The organism is Actinophytocola sp. (assembly GCF_049647105.1).
Taxonomy (GTDB): Bacteria; Actinomycetota; Actinomycetes; order Mycobacteriales; family Pseudonocardiaceae; genus Actinophytocola.
This window is the reverse complement of the sequence record NZ_JBARWZ010000241.1, coordinates 15,741-37,990: the sequence shown is the minus strand read 5'-3', so window position 1 is coordinate 37,990 and position 22,250 is coordinate 15,741. Positions and strand designations below refer to the sequence as shown.

Sequence of the window (22,250 nt, the reverse complement as noted above, 5' to 3'; positions counted from 1 at the left end):
GCCGGCCTGACCCTCTACGCAGTCCTCCGCGAACTGCAACAACATCTCGTCGTCATCGCCGGCGCATGCCACACCTGCCAACGCCCCTTTCCCTTACACGCAACGACCTAACAAAGCACTACTAGTGTCGGTCGCGTGCAGATGACAGAACTGGGCCGCACCGGCGAGCAGGTCAGCCAACTCTCGCTCGGCGCGATGCTGATGGGCACCCGCACGGACGAGCAGACCTCTTTCGGCATGCTCGACCGCTACCTCGACACTGGAGGATCCTTTGTAGACACAGCCGACTGCTACGCGTGGTGGCCCGCGCCGGGCAACACCGGCGGCGAGAGCGAGACCGTACTCGGCCGCTGGTTCGCCGCCAGGGGCAACCGGGACCGCGTGTTCCTGTCCACCAAGGGCAGCGCGTGGGTTGCCGACCCGGACCGCTACCGGGGCGCGTCCGAACCGCCCGCGTACGCCGGCGCGGATCCGGCCACCCTTGAAAAGGCACTCGACGGGAGCCTGCGCAGGCTCGGCACCGACCACGTCGACCTCTACTACGTGCACGTCGACGACCGCGCCACCCCACTGGAGGAGACCCTCGAGACGCTGGCCGGGTTCGTCAGGGCGGGCAAGGTACGCCACATCGGCTGGTCGAACGTACGGACCTGGCGGCTCGAACGCATCCTCGGCCTGTGCGACCGGCACGGCTGGCCCGCACCGGTCGCGTTGCAGCAGCAGCACTCCTACCTGCGGCCGACCGCGGGCGCACGCTTTCTGTCCATTGTAGACGATGAGCAGCTCGATCACCTTCGAGCCAACCCGGCGGTGACGCTGGTCGCGTACTCGCCGATCCTCAAGGGGATCTACGACGACCCGGCCAGGCACGACGTCCACCAGGTGCTGGCGAACTACGCGGGCCCCGACACCGACGCGCGCCTCGCGCGGCTGGCCACACTGGCCGGCGACCTCGGGGTCACCCCGAACCAGCTGGTGCTGGCGTGGCTGCTCCACCAGACCGACCCGACCCCCGTCACGCTGGCAGGCCCGCGCACCCCGGCGCAGCTGGACATCGCGCTCGGCGCGCTGGACGTCAAGCTCACCGACGAAGAACTCGCGCTCCTCGACGGATAACCACCTCAACAAAAGCGGCACGGCCGACGGTATTCCGTCGGCCGTGCCGTTCTCAATGCCCGGGAGTAAACCCACGGTAGACCGGACTAGGCCATTGCGGTGGTGGCCCGCGCTACTGCCCGGTGACGCGCGAGAACCCGTCTGACACGTTCGCCGGATCCGCCGCCCGTTCGGCCCAGTACGGGATCACACAGCGAACAAGGCAACGGGCCGTTACGCCTGACCGGGGTGATAAATCAAGGATCACCCGCGCCGCCGACCTCACTCACTTGGCGACTGTGCTGGTTTTGCCGCCGATGCTAACTTCGATTCGTCGAGATTGTTTCACGTATTTTCCGCCCAGTAATCGCCTTGCCCAAAGTATTTTTGTGATTGGTGGTGTGCGTTGTGACGGTGACGGAACCGGTAGCGCCCGGTGTCGGCGCGGACGGCGAGCGGCCGCAGCAGAGCCTGGCGACCACCGCGGCTCGGAACCTGGCCACGACGAAGAAGTCCGTCCCCCAGATGCAGGGCGTCACGTCGCGGTGGCTGCTGAAGATGCTGCCGTGGGTACAGGTGTCCGGCGGCACCTACCGGGTCAACCGGCGCCTGTCCTACGCGGTCGGCGATGGCCGGGTCACGTTCACGAGCGAGCAGGGCGAAATCCGGGTGATCCCCGCGGAACTCGGCGAACTGCCGCTGCTGCGCGGCTACGAAGACAGCGACGCGCTGGCCGCGCTCGCGGACGGGTTCGTACAGCGGGAATTCTCGGCGGGCGACATCATCGTCGAATTCGGGCACGAGTCGAACGAGGCGTTCCTGATCGCGCACGGCAAGGTGACAAAGGTCGGACCCGGCCGTTACGGCGACGAGACAATTCTGGACACGCTCGCGAACGGCGACCACTTCGGCGACGAGTCACTGGTCGACCCGCAGAGCATGTGGGAATACAGCGTCAAAGCGGCCACCGCGTGCACGGTGCTGACGCTGCCGCAACGCGCGTTCGACGAACTGCTCGACCGGTCGGAGACACTGCGGGCACAGGTGGCCGCTTTCCAGGCAGGCAAGGGCGCCCCGCAGAACCCGCACGGTGAGGCGGCGATCGAGCTGGCGTCCGGCCACGTCGGCGAGGCCGAGCTGCCCGGCACGTTCGTGGACTACGAACTGACGCCGAGGGAGTACGAGCTGTCGGTCGCACAGACCGTGCTGCGGGTCCACACCCGCGTGTCCGACCTCTACAACGAACCGATGGATCAGGTCGAGCAGCAGCTGCGGCTGACCATCGAGGCGCTGCGCGAGCGCCAGGAACACGAGATGGTCAACAACCCGGACTTCGGGCTGCTGCACAACGCGGACCTGTCGCAACGTATCCACACCCGCTCCGGCCCTCCGACGCCGGACGACTTCGACGACCTGCTCGCGACCGTGTGGAAGAACCCCGGTTTCTTCCTCGCGAACCCGCGCACGATCGCCGCGTTCGGCCGGGAGTGCAGCCGGCGGGGCATCTACCCGGACACGATCGACGTCAACCGCAACCGGGTGCCCGCGTGGCGCGGCGTGCCGATCTTCCCGTGCAACAAGATCGCCGTCTCCGAGCACCGCACCAGCTCGGTGCTCCTGATGCGCGCGGGCGAGGAGCAGCAGGGCGTCATCGGCCTGCAGCAGACCGGCATTCCCGACGAGTACCAGCCGAGCCTCTCGGTGCGGTTCATGAACATCAACGAACAGGCGATCATGTCCTACCTGGTCAGCGCGTACTACTCGTGCGCGGTGCTGGTCCCGGACGCGCTCGGCATCCTCGAGAACGTCGAGCTGGGACGGGAAGGCTGATCAGTGTCTACTGTGGAGACCGACGCCCGGCTCGAGGCCACGGTGCGGCGCAGCCTTTCGACGGAGGCGGCACGCAACCTCGCGACCACCACCAAGTCCAAGCCGCAGATGCGCGGCATCACCACCCGGTGGCTGCTGAAGATGCTGCCGTGGGTGGACATCGCGGGCGGCACCTACCGGGTGAACCGGCGGCTGTCGTACGCGATCGGCGACGGGCGCCTGTCGTTCGTCAGCGAGGGCACCGAGGTCCGCGTCGTGCCGGGCGAGCTGCGGGAGCTGCCGCTGCTGCGGGACTTCACCGACGACGAGACGCTCGGCGCGCTCGCAGGCCGGTTCGAGCAGCGGGAGTTCGCGCCGGGCGAGATGATCGTCAGTGCCGGGCAGCCACGCGAGGAGCTGTACCTCCTGGCACACGGCAAGGCGAACAAGCTCGCCCCCGGCCGGTACGGCGACGACCAGATCCTCTCCGTGCTCGCGGACGGCGACCACTTCGGCAGCGAGGTCCTCACCGGCGCACAGGACCAGTGGCGCTTCGGCGTCCGCGCCATCACCCCGTGCACCGTCCTGGTCCTGCCCGGCCGGTCGTTCCAGCAGCTGAACGGCCGGTCCGAAGCGCTGCGCGAGCACCTTCGCGAGGCGCTCGCGCAGCCGGAGAAGGCACGGAACCGGGCCGGTGAGGCAGCGATCGAGCTGGCGTCCGGGCACGAGGGCGAAGCAGAACTGCCCGCCACGTTCGTCGACTACGAACAGGCGCCCCGCGAGTACGAGCTGGACGTCGCGCAGACGCTGCTGCGAGTCCACACCAGGGTCGCCGACCTCTACAACGACCCGATGAACCAGACCGGGGAACAGCTGCGGCTGACCACCGAGGCGCTGCGCGAGCGGCAGGAACACGAGCTGGTCAACAACCCGTCGTACGGGCTGCTGCACAACGCGGACCTGTCGCAGCGGATCTTCACCAGGACCGGCCCGCCGACCCCGGACGACCTCGACGAGCTGCTGTCACGGCGGCGCAAGTCGAAGTTCTTCCTCGCCCATCCGAGGGCCATCGCCGCGTTCCGCCGCGAGTGCACGAAACGCGGTATCTACCCGGCGAACGTGCCGTTCGAGGGATCGACGGTGCAGACGTGGCGCGGCGTGCCGATCCTGCCGTGCGACAAGATCCCGATCACCGAGGGCGACGTGTCGTCGATCATCGTGGCGCGCACCGGGGTCGAGGACCAGGGCGTGATCGGGCTGAACACCGTCAACATCGACGACGAGGTGGCGCCGGGCATGAACGTGCGGTTCATGGGGATCGACGACAAGGCCATCATGTCGTACCTGGTCAGCGTGTACTTCTCGGCGGCGGTGCTGGTGCCCGACGCGCTCGGGGTGCTGGAGAACGTCGAGCTGGGGCGCTGACATGGTGGCGCCGGAGCGGGTGAACGACACGGAGCAAACGCTTGCGTGGAGCCGGGAGCTCGTCGACCCGGCGCTGCGGGCCGCGATCGACACGCTGCCGGGCTCGATGCGCGGCATCGCCGGCTACCACCTCGGCTGGTGGGACCAGGACGGCAAGCGGACGGCGTCGGGGAACGGCAAGGCCGTGCGCCCGACGCTCACGCTGCTGTGCGCGGCGCTGGTGGGTGGCCGGCCTGCGGATGCCGTGCCCGCGGCGGTCGCGGTCGAGCTGGTGCACAACTTCTCGCTGCTGCACGACGACGTGATGGACGGCGACCCGACCAGGCGGCACCGCCCGACGGCGTGGACCGTGTACGGCACCGGCGCGGCCATCCTCGCCGGTGACTCGTTGCTGACGCTGGCGCTGGACGTGCTGGCGGGGTGCGCACACCCGGCGGCGGGACCCGGCATGCGGGTGCTCAGCGCGGCGGTGCAGGAGCTGGTCGACGGCCAGTGCGCGGACATGGAGTTCGAGCGGCGGTCCATTGTGGACCTCGCGGAGTGCCAGAGCATGGCGGGGAGCAAGACCGCGGCGTTGATGGGTGGCGCGTGCGCTCTCGGCGGGTCGTTCGGCGGCGGGTCACCGGAGCAGACCGGGCACCTGCGTGCGTTCGGCGAGCACGTCGGCCTGGCGTTCCAGCACGTGGACGACCTGCTGGGCATCTGGGGCGACGAGCGGACGACGGGCAAGCCGGTGTACTCCGACCTCGGCAACCGCAAGAAGTCGCTGCCGGTCGTGTACGCGCTGACCTCGGGCACCCAGGAAGGCGGCGAGCTGGCTGCCCTGTACGCGGAGACGAAACCGCTGGCAGACAAGGAACTACGCAAGGCGGCCGACCTGATCGAACGGGCGGGCGGCCGCGCATGGAGCCAGGAGCAGGCCGACCTCCTGGTGGCACAGGCACTGGCCCACCTGGAACACCTACCCCCCTCCCCGGCAGCAAAGGAACTAACCGGCCTGGCCCACCGACTAACCCACCGAACCCACTAACCCACCAAACCCCGCGAGTCCACCGTTCAGGCCCCGCGAGTCCACCGTTCAGAACCCGCGAGTCCACCGTTCAGAACCCGCGAGTCCACCGTTCGGGACCCGCGAGTCCACCGTTCAGGACCCCTGAGTTTGCGATTCGGTGACTCGCGGGGCCTGCCGCCTGGTCCCCGACGTGTTCTGCCTCGAAGGAATCCGCACGAACAGGAGATCCCATGACCGGCCCGGCTCCCACACGGTTCTGCTCGTCGCGCCTCGGTCGTTCCGCGTGGGCTCGGTCGAGGACACCACGTTCGAGACGCCACTGCGGGTGGCGGTGACGGAGTGCGTCGTGAACGGGCCCGGTGAGGCAAGGGAGACGGACCTGGGGGTGTCATCGGGAACCGGCAAGGGCAGATCTTCGCGATGAAACGGGACTGGACATGAGTATCTACGTGGTCGGGTTGTTATGGGTCGTGGGTGCCGCGATCGTCGCGGGCGGGCTCGCGTACCTGGTGCGGCGCATCGGTGAGACGCGGGGCGTCGTCGACAACACCGAGGCGGCGGGCCAGGTGTTCACGCTGGTCGGCGGCCTGCATGCGGTGTTGCTGGCGTTCGTGCTGATCTCCCTGTTCGACGGCACGTCCGTCGCGGAGGACGGTTCCTTCCGGGAGGCCGACAGCCTCGTCGCGGCCGTGTGGGCCGCGCAGGAGCTGCCGGACAGCGAGGGCGTGGCGGCGCAGGCGCGGGCGTACGCGCGGGAGGTGATCGAGCGGGAGTGGCCGAAGATGAGTGAGGGCGCGGAGATCGACGGCGCGGGATGGGTGATGCTCGAGGGGCTGCGCACCGAGGTGACGGCCGCGGAGGCGACCGACGAGTGGACCGTCGACCGCAAGACCGAGGCCATCGACCAGTTGTGGACCGTCTACCAGCAACGGCAGGAACGGCTCAACAACGCGGACGGCGGCATCAACGCGGTGGTGTGGTTCGCACTGGTAGCCGGCGCGATCATGGCCGTGGCCCTGCCACTTCTCTTCGGTGGCCCCAAACCGGCGACGTACATCCTCATCGTGTCCATCCTGGCGGGCACCATGACGCTGCTGCTGTTCGCGACACAGCAGCTGCAGAACCCCTACGGCGGCGGCGCGCAGGTCAGCCCGTCCGCGTTCGAGTCGGCACTGGAGCGGCTGAGATGACCAGATGCCTGATCGGCGTGCATGTCTCGCTGCTGCTGGTCACCGTGACCGTGTGCCTGGTGCCGGCCCCGCCACCGCACCACCCACCGGCGCCACCCCCGTCCCCCACGACGACCGCACCACCCCCGCCGCCACCGGCGCCCACGGCACCTCCGGCGCCGACCACACTCCCCCCGCCCCCACCACCGGCCCCCCAGCCACCAGCCCCCACAACGATTCCGACGGTGCCCACCACCACGACGATCGCGGTGGTCCCGCCACCGCCCCCGGCCCCCGCGCCGACGACCTCACCCCCCGGCACCACGACATCCCGCAGGCCACTACACATCGAGGACGACCCGACGGCGGCACCCGTGCCGTCCATCCAGGAGTCCACGGAAGAGAAACGCCGCTGGGGCCTGGCCATGCTCGTGATGGTGCTCGCCGCGGGCGCGGCAGCGGCGAGAGCCGCACGACGACGCTAGATCACCTACAGGGCATCTGGGCGCGCCGGCCCACTTCCCCGGGCTGCCCTCCGGCGAGGAGCCGCCGGAGGGCACGGCAACGTACCTCAGCCGGGCGGACAGTGCAGCCAGTCGAGGACGACCGTGGCCGTCCACGACTGCTGGCGTGACCCGAGCGGCTCACCGGTGACCGGGTGGTAGTACTCCGCGAACGAGCCGTCCGCGGCGAGTCTCAGGCACTCCGACCGCAGGTGGTCCGACTCCGACAACCAGCCGCGTTGCTCGAAGGCCCACCCGAACAGCCACGCGATCACCGGCCACACCGGCCCGCGCCAGTACTCACGCGGCCGGAACCCGGAGTCGTTCGGTGACACCGACGGCGGGATCTGCGCGAACAGCTCCGGGTGCCCCGCCCAGTCCGGGCCGGTCAGCGTGGCGAGCATCGCCTTCTCGGCGTCGATCGGCAGGCCACCGCACAGCAACGGCGCGAACCCGGCGATCGTGCTGGTCGACAGCCAGTGGTCGCCGCGCAGGTCGCGGTCCCTGGCGAGCCCCGTCAGCGGATCGTGGGACGCCGCGACCGCGGCGCGGGACCGGCGTGCCCAGCCACGCAGCTGCCGGATCTGCCACGCCGGCTGCTCGCTCTCCTCACCAAGGGTCGCGAGCACCTCGCTGGCCAGCGCGAACAACGCGGTCACGAACACGTCCCCGACGAGGAAGCTCGACGTGCGCACCACCGCGTCCGCGTCGTAGCGGACCTTGCGCATCTCCTCGATCAGCCACAGGTACCGGTCGTACTCGGCGTCGCTCGGCCGTTCCGCGTCCTCGGCGACGAGCCCTCGGTCCAGCCGCACGTAGGCAGGCAGGTCCGGGCCGGGGTTCACCGCCGCGTACGGGATGTCCCAGCGTGGCGAGTTGTCCATGCCGGACTCCCAGCCGTGCACGATCGCGATCATGCCGGTGCCCAGCGGGTCGCGGTGCCGGACCAGCCACTCGTGCCAGCGGTACAGCTTCGGCCACGCCGACTTCAGCAGCTTGAACGCCACCTCCCGCTCCCCCTGCGAACGGGCGATGTCCACGATGCGCCGTAACGCGATCGCGTGCACCGGCGGCTGGCAGATGCCGGACGTGCGCGGGGAGTTCGGGGCATCCGCGTTCAGTTCCGCTGCACCCCACCGCTCGGGGCCGGGAAAGTATCCCGTGCCCTCCGAGAAGACGATGTGGGGGATCATGCCGTTGCGCCACTGGGCACCCAGCAGGGTCTCCAGCTCGCGGGCCGCCCGCGCCACGTTGAGGTGGGCGAGCCCGATCGAGATGAACGCGGTGTCCCAGCTCCACATGTGCGGGTAGAGCCGGGGGGCGGCGGTGATCATCGTGCCGATGTCGTTGCCGGACAGGGTCCACGCCGCGCTCGCGGCCAACTGCACGGACCCCAGGTTGGGTCTCACCTGACCTCCAGCAGGAGTTGGGTTTCAGGGTCGTACCAACGCGTCTGCGTCGGCGTCACCCGCAGCTCGTCCCCGGGCGAGGCGCGGAAGTCCGGTGGTGCGGTGACCTTCATCCGCTGTCCACTCACGACGGTGGTCAGCAGCACAGAGGAGCCGAGTGGTTCGAACACCTCGACGGTGGCGGTCAGCGTGTGGTCGGCGGGCTCGTCGGCGCCCAGCACCCGCAACGACTCCGCGCGGACGCCGAGGTCCAGCGAGCGGTCACGGTAGGAGGACAGCTCGGCGGGCACCGGCAGCCACTGGTCACCCAGCGATAGCGCGAGCCCGTGCCCGTGCTCCGACACCGTGCCGGACAGGAAGTTCATCGGCGGGCTGCCGAGGAAGCCGCCGACGAACTCCGACGCCGGGTTGTCGTACACGTCGGTGGGCCGGTCGCACTGGGTGATCCTGCCGTCCTTCATGACCGCGACCCGGTCGCCGAGCGAGAGCGCCTCGACCTGGTCGTGCGTCACGTAGATCGTGGTCAGGCCAAGCTCGCCGACCAGCTTCTTCAGGTCCGCGCGGAACGACAGCCGCAGCAGTGCGTCCAAATTGGACAGTGGCTCGTCCATGAGCAGGACGTCGGCCTCCACCACGATCGCCCGCGCGACCGCGACCCGCTGACGCTGCCCGCCGGACAGCTTCGCCGGGTAGCGGTCGAGGTGGTCGGAGAGCTGCAGCATCTCGGCGGCCCACTCGACCTTGCGGCGGATCTCGTCGGCGGGCGTCCCGCGCACCTTGAGACCGAACCCGATGTTGTCGCGCACCTTCTTGTGCGGGAACACGGCGTAGGACTGGAACACCATGGAAAGGTTGCGGTGCCTGGGTTCGAGGTAGGTGACGTCCCTGCCGCCGATCACCACCTGACCGGCGTCGGGCAGCTCCAGCCCGGCGACCGCGCGCAGTAGCGTGGTCTTGCCACAGCCGGACGGGCCGAGCAGCACCATGAACTCACCGTCCGCGATGGACAGTGACACGTCGTCGGTCGCCCTGGTGCGGGCACCGGGATAGGACTTGACCAGTGACCGTAACTCGACATCAGCCACGCGAACCACCCCACATGCTCAACAGGTAACGGCGCATCAGGAGGATGAACAGCAACGCGGGCAGCACCAGCGCGAACCCGCCCGCGAACCGGTACGACTGCGGCGAGTCGGCCAGTGCCACGAGCACCTGCGCGGGCAGGGTGCGGTGCGCGATCGTGAGGACGCTCGCGCCGAGCACCTCGTTCCAGGACAACACGAACGTGAAGACCGAGGACGCGGCGAGGCCGGGCACCGCGAGCGGCAGCACGACCCGGCGGAACGTCTCCGCCCGCGTGCACCCGAACACCCGCGCCGCCTCCTCCAGGTCGGTCGGCACGGCAACGAAGATGCTCGCGGTGATCAGCACGGTCGTCGGCATCGCGAGCGCGGTATGCACCAGCGTGACCGCGGCGACCGTGTCGTACATGTCCGCGCGCAGGAAGATCGTCGCCAGCGGCACGGACAGCACCACGATCGGCAGCGCACGCACCATCAGCATGAACACCTGGTAGGTGTCGCGGCCGAGGAAGGCGTACCTGGCCAGCGCGTAGCCGCCCGGTGCGCCGATCAGCAGCGACAGCACGACCGTGTACAGGCCGGTGAGCAGCGAGTTGCCGAACGCGGGTAACACACCGGTGCTGGTGATGAACCCGCGCAGGGTCGCGGTGGTCCACTCCGACGGGACGAACGACTTCGGGAACTCGGCCAGTTCGTCCGGTGTGGACAGTGCGGCGAACGCGATCAGCACGATCGGCAGCACCATGAACACCGAAACGGCGATGCACGCGACCTGCACGAGCACCCGCCGGGTCCTGCGCCGCCGCAAGGGCGCGAGGTCGACCGGCGGTAATTTCTCCAGGGTCGCGGTCATACCTCCGCCTCCCGCTTCCGCAGCGTCCGCAGGTACCCGACCGACACGACCAGCGAGATCGCCAGCACCACCAGCGCGAGCGCGCTCGCCACCGCGGAGTTCTGCAGGGTCACGTACCACTGATAGGTCTCGCCGACCAGCAGCGGAAAGTTACGTCCGGTCAGCGCCTGCGCGACCGCGAACACCTGGATCGCCAGAATGGTCCGCAGTATCAGCGCGACCTGCAGGCTGGGCTTGATCATCGGCAGCGTGACGTGCCAGAGCCGCTGCCACGCCGACGCGCCGAACACCTGCGCCGCCTCGTCGAAGTCGCGCGGCACCATCTGCAGCCCGGCCACCAGGATCACGAACACGAGCGAGGTCGCCCGCCAGATCTCGGCCACCACGACCGCGAACAGCATTCCGGCGCCGTTGTCGTAGTCGAGCCAGCCGACACCGTTCTCGGAGAGCCCCAGCCACGACAGGAACGAGTTGAGGTAGCCGCGGTTGGCGAAGATCGACAGCCAGACGAGGCCCGCGGCCAGCTCGGACAGCGCGAGCGGGATCGCCCACAGGTAGAAGTGCGTCTTCGCGAACCTCGGCCGCGCCTGCAGCAGCAACGCCATGCCGGTGGCCAGCACCACCTGGACCGGCACCACGATCACCGTCAGCAGGATCGTGTTGCGCAGCGCCCGCGTGAAGTACGGATCGTCGAACATCCGCTCCCAGTTGGCGAGCGAGAACGCGCCGTCCACGCGGAACGCGGTCAGCACGCCCTGCACGAGCGGCCACCCGAACAGCAGCAGCATGAAGATCAGCGAGGGTGCCAGGAGTAACCACGGGGTCCGCGACTTCATCAGGCCACCTCGCACGGCGCACCGGCCGGATCGGGTGCCCAGCAGGCGACCTTCAGTTCCGCGAGCAGCCCGTTCAGCACCTGCGACTGACTGTCCAGTGTGGACCGGATGTTCGCGTCGTCGAGCACGATGGACTGGAAGGTGTCCTTGAACACCTTGCTCACCTCACCCTCCCTGGTGCCGACGCCGGTGGGCGGCAGCGCGACGATCGCGTCCTGCGCGGTCCGCTGCCGTTCGATCGCATCGGCCTCGAGGCTGATCGCGGGCGCGAGATCGGCCGGCAGGTCCACCCGGACGGTGGGGAAGAACGCGTTGGCACGCAACAGCTCCACCTGCGCGGCGGGGCGGGACAGCGCCGCGATCACCTTCTGCGCCACGTCCGCCTCCGGCGCGCCCTTCGGGATGCCGAGGCCGGTCAGCACGACCATGTAGCCGCGGCCCTTCGGCCCGGCGGGCGATGGCGCCATGATCCACTCGTCCGGCTCGGCCTGCGGCGCGTTGACCAGCCGCGCCGCGTGGTCCCAGCCGATCGTGGCCTCACCGGCGGCGAGCGGTTCCTGCAGGAAGTCGTACGTGGTGGAGGTGGGCACCGCGTTGCGCCACAGCTCCCGGAAGTACTCCCACGCCTCGACCGCCTCGCGCGAGCGGTAGGTGGTGACCTGCCCGCCGGTGAACGACGGCAGCAGGAAGCCCTGCGTGAACCGGTGCATCAGCCCCTTCGGCCCGCCGGGCAGCGCGAGCACCGGCCGGTTCCCGTTGGCGCGGCGGGCGTTGATCGCCCAGTCCAGGAACTGGTCGTAGGTCAGCGCGTTGATGTCGGCGCCGGACGGCAGGTGCTCCAGGGTCTCCTTCCGCGCGCAGATCACATAGCTCGCCTGCGCCCACGGCACGTACCAGGTGCGTTCGGTGCCGCCCTTGGCCAGTTCGAGGAACTCGGCGGGCCAGCCGAGGTCGCCGAGGCCGTCGAGCAGGTCCGTGAGGTCGGTGAGGTAGCCGTCGGCGAGCGGGGCGAGGTCGCCGTGCAGCCCGCCGAGCAGCGAGGCGCGGACCGAACCCGCGTCGACCTGCGTGCGGATCTGGGTGGCGAACGGACCGGGATCGGAGGTCACGTAGCTGACCTCGCCGCTGACCGTCTCGCGCAGGACACCGCGGAAGCGCTCGGCCTCCTCTACGGGCGCGAACTGGGTCGAGAAGAATGTCATCCCCGACCCACCTGTGGTGGCGAAGCCGGTCAGCGCACCGCAGCCGCTCAACGCGGACGCGGTGGCGCTACCGACCGATGTCGCGAGCAGCCCGCGCAGTACGGACCGCCGTGATATCGGCGCCACATGCACCTCCGAAGACTTATGTCTAATATTTAGACAGAAGTAACGTCGTACCAACTTAGGCGGGATTCATGTCCGACGTCAACAGGCCAACCATCGCGAATGGAGCGGCATCGCCGGGGAATGTTGTCGCCGTGTTACGCGAGTCCGGCCCACTCACCCGGCAGCAGCTGCAGGCCCTGCTCGGGCTGTCACGTGCGACGTTGGTCGAGCGGTTGGACACGCTCACGCGGCTGCGCATGGTCCGCACGGCGGGCCTCGACGCCTCCAGCGGCGGGCGCCGGGCCGCGCTGCTGGAAGCCGACCGGGCCGGCCGCGTCGCGGTCGTCGCGTGGCTCGGCGCGAGCCACGTCTCGATGGGCGTCGCCGACCTGACGGGCACCGTCCTGTCCGGCCACACGGAGCGGCTGCCGCTCGGCCACACCCCGGCCGACGTGCTCCCCTGGCTCGTGGACACCGCGCGCAAGCAGCTGTCGGACACGGGCCGCGGCGGTGACCTGGCCGCCGTCGGCCTCGCGGTGCCTGGCCAGATCGACCACCGGACCGGCATCTCGATCATGCCGCCGACCATGACCGCATGGCGGGAGGAGCCGCTGCGGGACGGCCTCGCCGACGGCCTCGGTGTCGACGTCCTGCTGGAGAACGACGCGAACGCGCTCGCGTACGGCGAGTACCTCGCGGCGGGCAGCGGGCAGTCGACCGTGCTGGGGGTCGCCGTTGGCACGGGCATCGGCGCGGGTGTGGTGATCGGCGGGCGGCCCCACCGCGGCGCGACCGGCTGCGCCGGCGAGATCGGCCACATCCGCATCGAGGACCGCGACGAGCGCTGTGGCTGCGGTCGCCGCGGCTGCGTCGCCGCACTGGCCAGCGGCAAGGCGCTGATCCGGCAGCTGCGTGACGACGGCGTCCGCTCGCTGCCGGACGTGATCCGCCGCGTCGAGTCCGGCGACCCGCACGCGGTGGCGCTGGCGACCGACGCCGGGCGCCTCGTCGGCACCGTGCTGGCGACGGTCGTGACGATCCTCAACCCGCACGTGGTCCGGGTCGGTGGCGAGATCGGCGCGCTGGCGCCGTTCCGGACCGGGCTCGCCGAGACACTCACCCAGCAGGCACACGAGGTCGCCGCGACCGGGTTGGACGTCGGTCCGGCCGTGCTCGGCGAGCAGGCGCCGCTGGTCGGCATGGCCGGGCTCGCCGCGGAGGCGGTGTTCGCGCCCGACGCCATCGATCGCATGGCGGCACGCGCGTAAAAAATCTTGGTGAGGGTTGTCGAAAGCCGGATTCCTCGTTCGACGCGTCAGCAGAACGACGCCCGAGCAGGAGGACAGTGCCATGGCAACCATCACCATGATGACCAGGACCGCACTGGCCGACGCGCTCATGGCCGAGGACCACGCCGAGGACAACGGCTGGCTCGACGCCCTGGACCGCATGACCTGCCCGGCCCACCGGCGCTGGGTCCACCAGTGCTGCCACAGCGACCTGCACGTCAGCCGCGTCAGCGGGCACCGCTGGTGCCGCCCGTGCGGCCGCGCGCTGGAGGTCGCCGTCGACGAGGTCGGCCGCACCATCGCACTGCACTGCCCAGGATGCGGCCGAGGCGCCAGGACCCGCGCCGACGCGCAGCTGGTCGCCGCCTGCGCGGCGAGCCTCACCGCATCCGTCACCACCCGCACCCGTATCGCGGCATGAAAGAGGAAACCCGATGTCAATCGTGATCTGCGACATGTCCATGTCCCTCGACGGCTACGTCACCGGGCCGAACGACAGCCGCGAGAACCCGTTCGGCGACGGCGCCGGGAGCCTGCACGACTGGCTGTTCACGGACCCCACCGCCGAGGAGAAGGCGTTCCTGCAGGAGGCGCTCGACACCTGCGGCGCCGTCGTGATGGGCCGCAGGTCCTTCGACAAGAACGAGGGCGACGGCGGCTGGGGCGATGGGGGCCCGGCGGGTGACACCCCGGTCTTCGTGGTCACCCACAACGCGCCGACGAAGACCTACCCGCCCGTGTACCGGTTCGTCACCGACGGCGTGCGGAGCGCCATCGAACAGGCCAAGGAGGCGGCCGGGGACAAGAGCGTCGGCCTGCACGGCGCGACCGTGATGCAGCAGGGACTCCCGCTCGGGCTGGTCGACGAAATCCACGTGCACGTCGTGCCGCTGCTGATCGGCGGCGGGACCCGACTCTTCGACACCCTCCCCTCGGCGATCAGGCTCGAGCGGATCGGCGCCATCCCGACACCGGCCGCGACGCACCTGCGGTTCCGGGTGGTGGGCTGACGGTCCGGCCGTGCGGAAAACTCATCGGCGGCGGACGATGAGTTTCCCGGGCCCGCGGGGTCTGTACCGGTAGTAGGAGGGACAGATGACCGTCGACGCGGAACCGGACTTCCTGAGCCAGGCCGACCCATACCGCAGGGAGCTGCTCGCGCACTGTTACCGCATGCTCGGCTCGGTGCACGACGCCGAGGACCTGGTGCAGGAGACCATGCTGCGCGCGTGGCGCGGCTACGACCGGTTCGAGGGCCGCTCCAGCCTGCGGACCTGGCTGTACCGGATCGCCACCACCCAGTGCCTGACCGCACTGGAGAGCAGAGGCCGCCGCCCGCTGCCCACCGGACTCGGCGGGCCGAGCGACACCGGCGGCCTGCCACTGGAGAAACGCGACGAGGTGCCGTGGCTCGAGCCGTTGCCGAGCGACGACGAGGACCCGGCGACGATCGTCACGTCGCGGGAGAGCATGCGGCTCGCGTTCGTCGCCGCGCTCCAGCACCTGCCCGCGAAGCAGCGGGCCGTGCTGATCCTGCGTGACGTGCTCGCGTGGCGGGCCGCCGAGGTCGCCGACCTGCTCGACACCACGACCGCGGCCGTCAACTCCGCGCTGCAGCGCGCCCGCGCGCAGCTAGAGGAGGTCGCGCCGAAACCGGACGAGGTGCTCGAACCCGCCACCGACGACAAGCGGCGGCTGCTGGCGCGGTACGTGGCCGCGTTCGAACGCAAGGACGTCGACGCGATCGTGGCGCTGCTGGCCGAGGACGCGGTGTGGGAGATGCCGCCGTACCCGACCTGGTTCCAGGGCCAAGAGCAGATCGCGCGGCACCTGACCGGCCAGTGCCCCGGCGGTCCCGGCGACTTCCGGTTCGTCACCACCGAGGCCAACGGCGAGCCGGCGGTCGGCATGTACCTGCGTGCCGACGACGGCAGGTTCCTGCCGTTCGCACTGCAGGCGTTCACCGTGCGCGGCTCGCGGTACTCGCACGTGGTGTCGTTCTTCGACCACCGTCTGTTCGACACGTTCGGCCTGCCGAGCACGCTGTGACCGGTGAGTCACTGCCGACTCCCCTGCGCGACGGGGTCGGCCTGCTGGCGCGTGCCGTCGACTACGCCGTCGACAGCCTCGACGTGGTGGGGCGCGCCGACCTCGGCCGGCCGACGCCGTGCGCGGGCTGGGACCTGCGTGCGCTGCTCGACCACCTCAACGACGCGCTGCTCGCACTGCACGAGGCCGCCACGCTCGGCCGGGTCTTCCCCGACATCGGCGACTACGCGGGGGGCACCGCGGTCGACCCGATCGCGGTGCTGCGGGACCGGGCGAGCAGGCTCGTCGGCGCGTGGACACCGCCGTCACCGCGCAAGGAGGTCGCGTTCGGCGACCTGGCGCTGACGACCGCGATCGTCACCACGACCGGCGCGCTGGAGGTGGCGGTGCACGGCTGGGACGTGGCCAGGGCGTGCGGTGTGGACCGGACCATCCCGGCCGGACTCGCGAACGACATCCTGGACGTGGTACCACTGCTGGTGGTGGCCGCCGACCGTCCTGTCCGGTTCGCACTGCCCGTCGAGCTGCCTTTCGGTGCGGCGCCAGGCGACCGGTTGGTCGCATTTCTGGGCAGGCATCCTTTGTAGGCGTATCGGCAGGCGCGCGGACACGACCTTTGGGTATGGCGAAAGTGGTGGTGGCGTCCTACAACGTGGAGAACCTGTTCGCGCGGCCGAAGGCGTTCGACACGACCGACCGGTCCTCCGGCGCGCCGGTGCTGGCCGCGTACACCGAGTTCAACCGGCTCGTCGCGGCCGAGGAGTACTCGCCCGCCGACCGCGAGCGGATGCGCGAGCTGCTGGTGGCGCTCGAGGTGTACACGGTCAGGGGCGGGGTCGTGCGTCGCAACCAGACTCGCGAGCCGAGGTGGGCGTGGCTGCGCAAGAACCGGGGCACGTTCGACCGCGAGCCGCGGGATCCGGCCAAGGACGTCGAGGTCATCGCGAAGGGCCGAGGTGACTGGATCGGCTGGGTGGAGCTGGCGAAGGAGTCGGTCGACGAGCTCGGCACCCGCACCACGGCACGCGTGATCGCCGACGTGGACGCGGACGTGCTCGCACTGGTCGAGGTGGAGGACCGCCCGTCGCTCGTCCGGCTCAACAACGAGCTGCTCGGCGGCCGGTACGAGCACGTGATGCTGGTCGACGGCAACGACGACCGCGGCATCGACGTCGGCATCATGACCAAGAAGGGCTTCGAGATCGAGTCGATCCGGTCCAATGTGGACATCAAGGACGGCACGGAGCCGGTGTTCTCCCGCGACTGTCCGCAGTACGAGATCAGGACACCGTCCGGCAAGGTGCTGCACGTGCTGGTGAACCACTTCAAGTCGCAGTCAGGTGGCGGTGGCGGGAAACGCAGGCGCCAGGCGGAGGAGGTCAGCCGCATCGCCGGTGAGCTGGTCGCGGCACGCAAGAACGTGATCGTGCTCGGCGACCTCAACGAGGGACAGCCGTCACTGACCCAGCCCGCGGCGAACCTGAAGGCGCTCTTCGACGGGCCACTGCTGTCCTGCTACGACCTGACCGGTTTCGACACCGGCAAGCGCCCCGGCACGTTCGACTCGTGCGGCATCCGCAACCGGCTGGACTACGTACTGGTGTCCAAGTCGCTGCAGCGCCGGTTCCGGTCCGGGCACGTGTTCCGGAAAGGCTTGTGGGGCAACAGAACCACACGCCCGACGGACTGGGAGACCTACCAGGAGATGACGAACCACGACCAGCAGGCATCCGACCACGCCGCGGTCGTCGTGGAGCTGGACCTATAGTGCCAGGCATGTCCTACGACGTGACCGCGGTGCGGGCACACTTCCCCGCGCTCGACTCCAGTGACACGCCTGCCGCCGCCCACTTCGACGGACCCGGCGGCTCGCAGTCCCCGGTCCAGGTGGCCGACGCCGTCGCGGGCGTGCTGCGGTCCTCGGTCGCGAACAAGGGCACGGTGACCGCGGCCGAGCGCAGGGCCACCGAGATCGTCGACGCCGCCCGCGCGGCGGGCGCGGACCTGGTCGGCGGCGACCCGGCGGGCATCGTGTTCGGCCGCAGCATGACGCAGCTGACCTACGACTTCGCCCGCACCCTCGCGAAGGCGTGGGGCCCTGGCGACGAGGTGGTCGTGACCCGGCTGGACCACGACGCGAACGTCCGCCCGTGGGTTCAGGCCGCCACGGCGGCGGGGGCATCCGTGCGCTGGGCGTCGTTCGACCCGGCGACCGGCGTGCTGACCGTCGATGACGTCGCGAGGGTCCTGTCCCCGCGTACCAGGCTGGTGGCGCTGACGGCGGCGTCGAACCTGCTGGGCAGCCGCCCGGACGTGGCGTCGGTGGCCGCGACCGCGCATGACGTCGGCGCCCTCGTGTACGTCGACGGCGTGCACTACACGCCGCACGCGTTCGTCGACGTCGCCGCGCTGGGCGCGGACTTCTACGCGTGCTCGCCGTACAAGTTCCTCGGCCCGCACCTGGGCATGCTGGCGGCGGCACCCGCGCTGCTCGAGGAACTGCGCCCGGACAAGCTGCTGCCCGCCTCCGACATCGTCCCGGAGCGCTTCGAGTTCGGCACGCTGCCCTACGAGTCCCTCGCGGGCGCCACTGCCGCGATCGACTTCCTCGCCGACCTCGTCCCCGCGACCGGCACCCGCCGCGAACGTCTCGCCACGTCCCTTGAGGCGCTGGAACACCACGAGCAGATCCTTGTGTCCCAACTGGACAATGGGCTGGCCGGACTACCCAGCGTCGAGCGCTACGGCGACCCGGACCGCCACCGCACGCCGACCACCCTCTTCACGGTGCACGGCGTGCCCCCGGCGGAGGTGTACCGCGCGCTGGCCGACCGAGGCGTGAACGCCCCGGCGGGCACGTTCTATGCCTATGAATGCGCGAAGATACTGGGCATCGAGCACGAGGGCGCGGTCCGCGCGGGCATGGCCCCGTACACCACGAAGTCCGATGTGGACCGCCTGCTGGAAGGCGTCGCGGCACTGGGCCGGTAGCGGCCGAACGGCAACTTCCCCAGGACAATCCGCGACGCCGGGACATATGCCTCCGGCGTCGCGGGCGTGGTGCGCTACTTGTCCTGGTGGGACCTTTCACGCGCCTCGTGGATATCTGCTTCAGTCCTTGCGCGTTCGGCGGCGGATTCCTTCTCCGCCACTTCGCGCTGCGCTGCGGCCTTGTCCTGCTGGGCCTGGCCTTCGCGGACCTTGGAGTCGTCTCCCACGATCGCGCCGGCTGCTTCCTTGAACCGGCCCTTGATGTCCTCGACGACGCCCTTGACGCCCTCGGCTGGGCCACTCCTGTCCGGCATGGTTTCGCTCCTCCCGACTGGAGTTTTCGGTACGAGGCTCGAATACCCGGCCCTCCCGGCTACAAAACCTCGAGCTGCTCGCGCAGGATGTCGAGGTGCCCGGCGTGGCGGGCGGTTTCCTCGATCAGGTGCAGGTAGACCCACCGAACGGAGACGGCACCCATCTCGTGGTGCGGCACCACATCGTCGAGCGCGAGGTCCTTCGCCACCTCGCGTGAGCGGGCGCACGCGGTGCGGTATTCCTCGATCAGCGAGGTGGCGGTGTCATCGGGCTGGACGGTGAACTCCCAGTCCCGATGGTGCGCGCGCCGGTTGTCCCCGGAGCGCGCGCCGAGTAAGTACCCGAACCAGCCGGTCTCGACCCAGCGCAGGTGTTTCAGCACGCCGCCGACCGTGGTGAGCGACGGCACCAGCCGCCGCCGGATGTCTGCTTCGGACAGCCCGGTGATCTTGTCGACGACGGTGTCGCGGAAGGTGTCCAGCCACACCTCCAGCATGGGGCGCTCCCCAGCGGTCGCCACCGCGTCCTCAGGTCCAGCCATAATGAGAGGCTAACCTTGACCACCGACAGGATCTGGCCGCGCGGAGCGGCTCAGTCACCAACCTCGGCTACGCCTGCGATGGCGCGGAGGCGGGCGATCAGCTCCACGGTCTGGAGGCCGCACAGCTCGGCCATGCGCTCCAGCGCGGAGATGTCCAGGCTGACGTCGGAGGATCCATGCGTACCGTTGGGATCCGCCAGCCTGCCTTTCGCCCACCGGCGCAGCGGCAACAGCTCCGGCTGGGTGTCGAGCACTACCTTGCGCAGGTCGACGCGGATGCGGCCGACCGGGGAGTCACTGAACACCCGCTGGTGCACGCGCGCCATCAGCTCGTGGGGCACCTCGTCGAGGGCGATGCAGATCTCCACGAGCCGTACGACCGAACACTGCCTGGTGCCGAGCTCGTAGGTGGCCAGGGTCTGGAGGGAGATGTCGCTCTGCAGCCGCCGGTTCAGATCCCGTCGCGTCCACCCGCGCTCCTTGCGTAGACGACGCAGCTCGTCGCCGAGAACCCGCTGGTAGGTCGCTGTGTCCAGCCGCACGATCGCCCCTCTCTCGGTTGGCACCCCGGGTCCCCACCGAGATGCCGACATAGGAGGAAGCGACCAACCCGCGTCCAATTACGCGGGTTTTCAGAATTCGCATTTGTAAGTAACCCGAACAGGTGAATCGACGCGGCCGTCCAGCAGGCCAGCGCTACGTCAGTTGACGCAACCGCTGGGGTTCGGGGGAGCAGGCTGGGCCCGGGCGGGACCGCGGCCGGACAGGTCTACCAGCCGCTCGCCCGCCAGTCCGTCGCCATCGCCGGACGCACTGTCCGAACCGGACGCGCCCGGCCCGTCGTAGTCGGCGCCGAGGAGGATGGTCACGCTGCCGGCAGGCAGGTTCGCGTCCTCCTCCACCTGAACGTTCCCGCCCAGCGCGGCGGCGACGCGGTCACCGGCGTCCTTCTCACCCGTTGCGTGCCGGACGACGGTGGCATCCCGGTTCTCGGCGTTGCCGACCTCGCCCGTGGTGAAGCCCTCGTCGGCCAGCACGGACGCCACTGCACCGGCGAGACCACCCTGGTCCGTCGCGTTCCGCACGTTGACGGTCGTCTTCGAGTTGTCCGCCGAGCTGTCGTCGCCGCCGGGCTCCGTGCCGCCGCCCTTGTCGTCCTTCTTCTTGCCGACCAGCCCGCCGACGAAGTCCTGGACGTCGGACGGGTCGACCTCCACCGCTGAGCCATCGCTGTCGGTCTTCAGGTCGATCGTGCCGTGCGGGATGGTCTTGAACTCGACCTTGCCGCCGGTGATGCCCATCATCTGCTGAGCGAACTGCATGACGTTCCAGTCCTTGTCCAGCACGACCGACTTCTGGATCGCCGCCTGCAGCTTGTCCAGGGTGTCCGACCCCGGCGTCAGCATGTCCTGCGAGAACACCTTCTTCGCCATCCCGGACATGAACACCTGCTGGCGCACGATGCGGTCGAGGTCGCCGTTGGGCAGGCCGTGGCGCTGCCGGACGAACGCGAGCGCGGCCACGCCCGCGAGGTTCTGCTGACCTGCGGGGAAACGCGCGCCGGAGTACTCGTCGTCGACGGCCTGGTTCAGGCACACGTCGATGCCGCCGATGGCGTTGGTGATGTCGTAGAAGCCGAGCAGGTTGACCTCGGCGTAGTGGTCGATGCCCGCGCCGGTCAGGTCCTGGATGGTCTCGATGAGCTTCTTCGCGCCCTCCTGGTTGGAGCTCACCTGCAGCTCGGCTTCGTCGCCGACGCCCTCCTCGCGCAGCTGGGCCATGGCGTCGCCCTTGGCCCGCGCGTACGCGGAGTTGATCTTGTGCTGGCCGTAGCCGGGGATCTCGACGTAGGAGTCACGCGGCATGGACACGCCGACCGCGGGACCACCGTCGTTCGGGATCCGGATCATGATCAGTGTGTCGGTGTTCTGCTCGCCGTCGGACACCCCCGCGCTCAGCATCGCGAGCTGCTCGTCCGACAGCGGGTGGCCCTGCGCGTCGGTGCGGCTGTCCATGCCGACCATGAGGATGTCGATCGCGCCGTCGGCAGGCTTCTCGACCGGCGGGGCGTCGATGACGTCCGCGGTGGTCAGGCCGTCGGTGAACGAGTCGATCCGGTTCCAGTAGTAGCCGGTGCCGACCAGCACCAGCACCGACAGGAAGGCGACGGCGGACTTGGCGCCGGTCATGCCAGGCCTTGCCGTCCTGCGTGGCTGGGGGCGCGGCGCCGGCTCCGGCTCTGGCTTCTGCTGCCAGCGCGCGTCCGAGGTCCGGGGCGTCGGGCGCCTGCGCTCGTACGGGTCGTCGCGGCGGACCCGGTCGGGGACTCTTCCGGGGACACGGTCCTGCGCTCGGTCACGCCGGTCCGGTTGACCACCGGTCCGGCCACCGACCACGCGTCCCGAGTTCGCGGGCGGGGCGGCGCGCCTGCCGTCACGTGACGGCTGCTGCCTGTCTCGCCCAGGCACGGGACCCTCCGGCCTCCGGTCGTTCACCCCGACTCCTCCCGCTCCCGCGGTACCGCTCTCCCTGGACTAAAGACGTGTCCGGGCACCACAAGGTTGT

At 69.9% G+C, this 22,250-nt stretch carries 22 protein-coding genes and 1 pseudogene; 14 read left to right on the top strand and 9 right to left on the bottom strand.

Features of this window, described 5'->3' with window-relative positions; genetic code table 11:
- The first annotated feature begins 141 nt into the window (after positions 1-141).
- The 7 genes and pseudogenes from WBA97_RS28740 (at position 142) to WBA97_RS28710 (ending at position 6,995) form a co-directional block, all read left to right on the top strand.
- Positions 142-1,116 carry an aldo/keto reductase gene (locus WBA97_RS28740; protein ID WP_424234078.1) on the top strand — a complete coding sequence of 325 codons (975 nt, stop codon included), beginning with the start codon at positions 142-144 and terminating at the stop codon, positions 1,114-1,116.
- A 387-nt stretch (positions 1,117-1,503) separates the two neighbouring features.
- Entirely contained in the window at positions 1,504-2,925 is a 1,422-nt protein-coding gene (locus WBA97_RS28735) for a family 2B encapsulin nanocompartment shell protein (protein WP_424234077.1), read from the top strand.
- A 3-nt stretch (positions 2,926-2,928) separates the two neighbouring features.
- Positions 2,929-4,329 carry a family 2B encapsulin nanocompartment shell protein gene (locus WBA97_RS28730; RefSeq protein ID WP_424234076.1) on the top strand — a complete coding sequence of 467 codons (1,401 nt, stop codon included), beginning with the start codon at positions 2,929-2,931 and terminating at the stop codon, positions 4,327-4,329.
- A 1-nt stretch (position 4,330) separates the two neighbouring features.
- The gene (locus WBA97_RS28725) at positions 4,331-5,359 is read left to right on the top strand and encodes a family 2 encapsulin nanocompartment cargo protein polyprenyl transferase (protein WP_424234075.1); all 1,029 of its coding nucleotides are present in this window, start codon (positions 4,331-4,333) and stop codon (positions 5,357-5,359) included.
- A gap of 292 nt (positions 5,360-5,651) precedes the next feature.
- Positions 5,652-5,753 (top strand): annotated as a pseudogene (locus WBA97_RS28720) (flavodoxin-dependent (E)-4-hydroxy-3-methylbut-2-enyl-diphosphate synthase); the annotation flags it as partial.
- 25 nt (positions 5,754-5,778) lie between these two features.
- The gene (locus WBA97_RS28715) at positions 5,779-6,531 is read left to right on the top strand and encodes a hypothetical protein (protein ID WP_424234074.1); all 753 of its coding nucleotides are present in this window, start codon (positions 5,779-5,781) and stop codon (positions 6,529-6,531) included.
- A gap of 224 nt (positions 6,532-6,755) precedes the next feature.
- Entirely contained in the window at positions 6,756-6,995 is a 240-nt protein-coding gene (locus WBA97_RS28710; RefSeq protein ID WP_424234073.1) for a hypothetical protein, read from the top strand.
- Positions 6,996-7,081: 86 nt separating this feature from the next.
- On the opposite strand, the gene ggh is transcribed toward WBA97_RS28710, so the two are convergent.
- The 5 genes from ggh to WBA97_RS28685 are packed head-to-tail and all read right to left on the bottom strand — an operon-like array spanning position 7,082 to position 12,521.
- A complete protein-coding gene (ggh, locus tag WBA97_RS28705; protein ID WP_424234072.1) occupies positions 7,082-8,422 on the bottom strand; it encodes a glucosylglycerate hydrolase in 1,341 nt (446 codons plus the stop codon).
- Positions 8,419-9,507 (bottom strand): ABC transporter ATP-binding protein, encoded by a 1,089-nt coding sequence (locus WBA97_RS28700; RefSeq protein WP_424234071.1) that lies wholly within the window; start codon positions 9,505-9,507, stop codon positions 8,419-8,421. Before WBA97_RS28700 ends, ggh begins: the two co-directional genes overlap by 4 nt.
- Positions 9,500-10,357 carry a carbohydrate ABC transporter permease gene (locus WBA97_RS28695; RefSeq protein ID WP_424234070.1) on the bottom strand — a complete coding sequence of 286 codons (858 nt, stop codon included), beginning with the start codon at positions 10,355-10,357 and terminating at the stop codon, positions 9,500-9,502. Before WBA97_RS28695 ends, WBA97_RS28700 begins: the two co-directional genes overlap by 8 nt.
- Positions 10,354-11,193 carry a carbohydrate ABC transporter permease gene (locus tag WBA97_RS28690; protein ID WP_424234069.1) on the bottom strand — a complete coding sequence of 280 codons (840 nt, stop codon included), beginning with the start codon at positions 11,191-11,193 and terminating at the stop codon, positions 10,354-10,356. The genes WBA97_RS28695 and WBA97_RS28690 overlap by 4 nt, the downstream gene beginning before the upstream one ends.
- The gene (locus tag WBA97_RS28685) at positions 11,193-12,521 is read right to left on the bottom strand and encodes an ABC transporter substrate-binding protein (protein WP_424234068.1); all 1,329 of its coding nucleotides are present in this window, start codon (positions 12,519-12,521) and stop codon (positions 11,193-11,195) included. The genes WBA97_RS28690 and WBA97_RS28685 overlap by 1 nt, the downstream gene beginning before the upstream one ends.
- Positions 12,522-12,652: 131 nt before the next feature.
- Here WBA97_RS28685 and WBA97_RS28680 point away from each other — a divergent pair, with 131 nt between their 5' ends.
- The 7 genes from WBA97_RS28680 (at position 12,653) to WBA97_RS28650 (ending at position 18,829) form a co-directional block, all read left to right on the top strand.
- Positions 12,653-13,768, top strand: a complete 1,116-nt coding sequence (locus WBA97_RS28680; RefSeq protein ID WP_424234067.1) for an ROK family protein — start codon at positions 12,653-12,655, stop codon at positions 13,766-13,768.
- A gap of 82 nt (positions 13,769-13,850) precedes the next feature.
- Entirely contained in the window at positions 13,851-14,210 is a 360-nt protein-coding gene (locus tag WBA97_RS28675) for a hypothetical protein (RefSeq protein WP_424234066.1), read from the top strand.
- 13 nt (positions 14,211-14,223) lie between these two features.
- Positions 14,224-14,799 (top strand): dihydrofolate reductase family protein, encoded by a 576-nt coding sequence (locus tag WBA97_RS28670; protein ID WP_424234065.1) that lies wholly within the window; start codon positions 14,224-14,226, stop codon positions 14,797-14,799.
- Between the two features lie 85 nt (positions 14,800-14,884).
- Positions 14,885-15,838, top strand: a complete 954-nt coding sequence (locus tag WBA97_RS28665; protein ID WP_424234064.1) for a sigma-70 family RNA polymerase sigma factor — start codon at positions 14,885-14,887, stop codon at positions 15,836-15,838.
- The gene (locus WBA97_RS28660) at positions 15,835-16,425 is read left to right on the top strand and encodes a TIGR03086 family metal-binding protein (RefSeq protein ID WP_424234063.1); all 591 of its coding nucleotides are present in this window, start codon (positions 15,835-15,837) and stop codon (positions 16,423-16,425) included. Before WBA97_RS28665 ends, WBA97_RS28660 begins: the two co-directional genes overlap by 4 nt.
- 35 nt (positions 16,426-16,460) lie before the next feature.
- On the top strand, positions 16,461-17,606 hold the full coding sequence (locus WBA97_RS28655) for an endonuclease/exonuclease/phosphatase family protein (protein ID WP_424234062.1): 1,146 nt from the start codon (positions 16,461-16,463) through the stop codon (positions 17,604-17,606).
- 8 nt (positions 17,607-17,614) lie between these two features.
- Positions 17,615-18,829 (top strand): cysteine desulfurase-like protein, encoded by a 1,215-nt coding sequence (locus WBA97_RS28650; RefSeq protein ID WP_424234061.1) that lies wholly within the window; start codon positions 17,615-17,617, stop codon positions 18,827-18,829.
- Between the two features lie 74 nt (positions 18,830-18,903).
- On the opposite strand, the gene WBA97_RS28645 is transcribed toward WBA97_RS28650, so the two are convergent.
- From WBA97_RS28645 to WBA97_RS28630, 4 genes are all read right to left on the bottom strand, one after another.
- On the bottom strand, positions 18,904-19,143 hold the full coding sequence (locus WBA97_RS28645; RefSeq protein WP_424234060.1) for a CsbD family protein: 240 nt from the start codon (positions 19,141-19,143) through the stop codon (positions 18,904-18,906).
- Positions 19,144-19,202: 59 nt separating this feature from the next.
- The gene (locus WBA97_RS28640; RefSeq protein ID WP_424234059.1) at positions 19,203-19,685 is read right to left on the bottom strand and encodes a DinB family protein; all 483 of its coding nucleotides are present in this window, start codon (positions 19,683-19,685) and stop codon (positions 19,203-19,205) included.
- A 50-nt stretch (positions 19,686-19,735) separates the two neighbouring features.
- Positions 19,736-20,278: a helix-turn-helix domain-containing protein gene (locus WBA97_RS28635; RefSeq protein ID WP_424234058.1), complete on the bottom strand. Its 543-nt coding sequence runs from the start codon at positions 20,276-20,278 to the stop codon at positions 19,736-19,738.
- A gap of 108 nt (positions 20,279-20,386) precedes the next feature.
- Entirely contained in the window at positions 20,387-22,153 is a 1,767-nt protein-coding gene (locus WBA97_RS28630; protein WP_424234057.1) for an LCP family protein, read from the bottom strand.
- Positions 22,154-22,250: the final 97 nt, after the last annotated feature.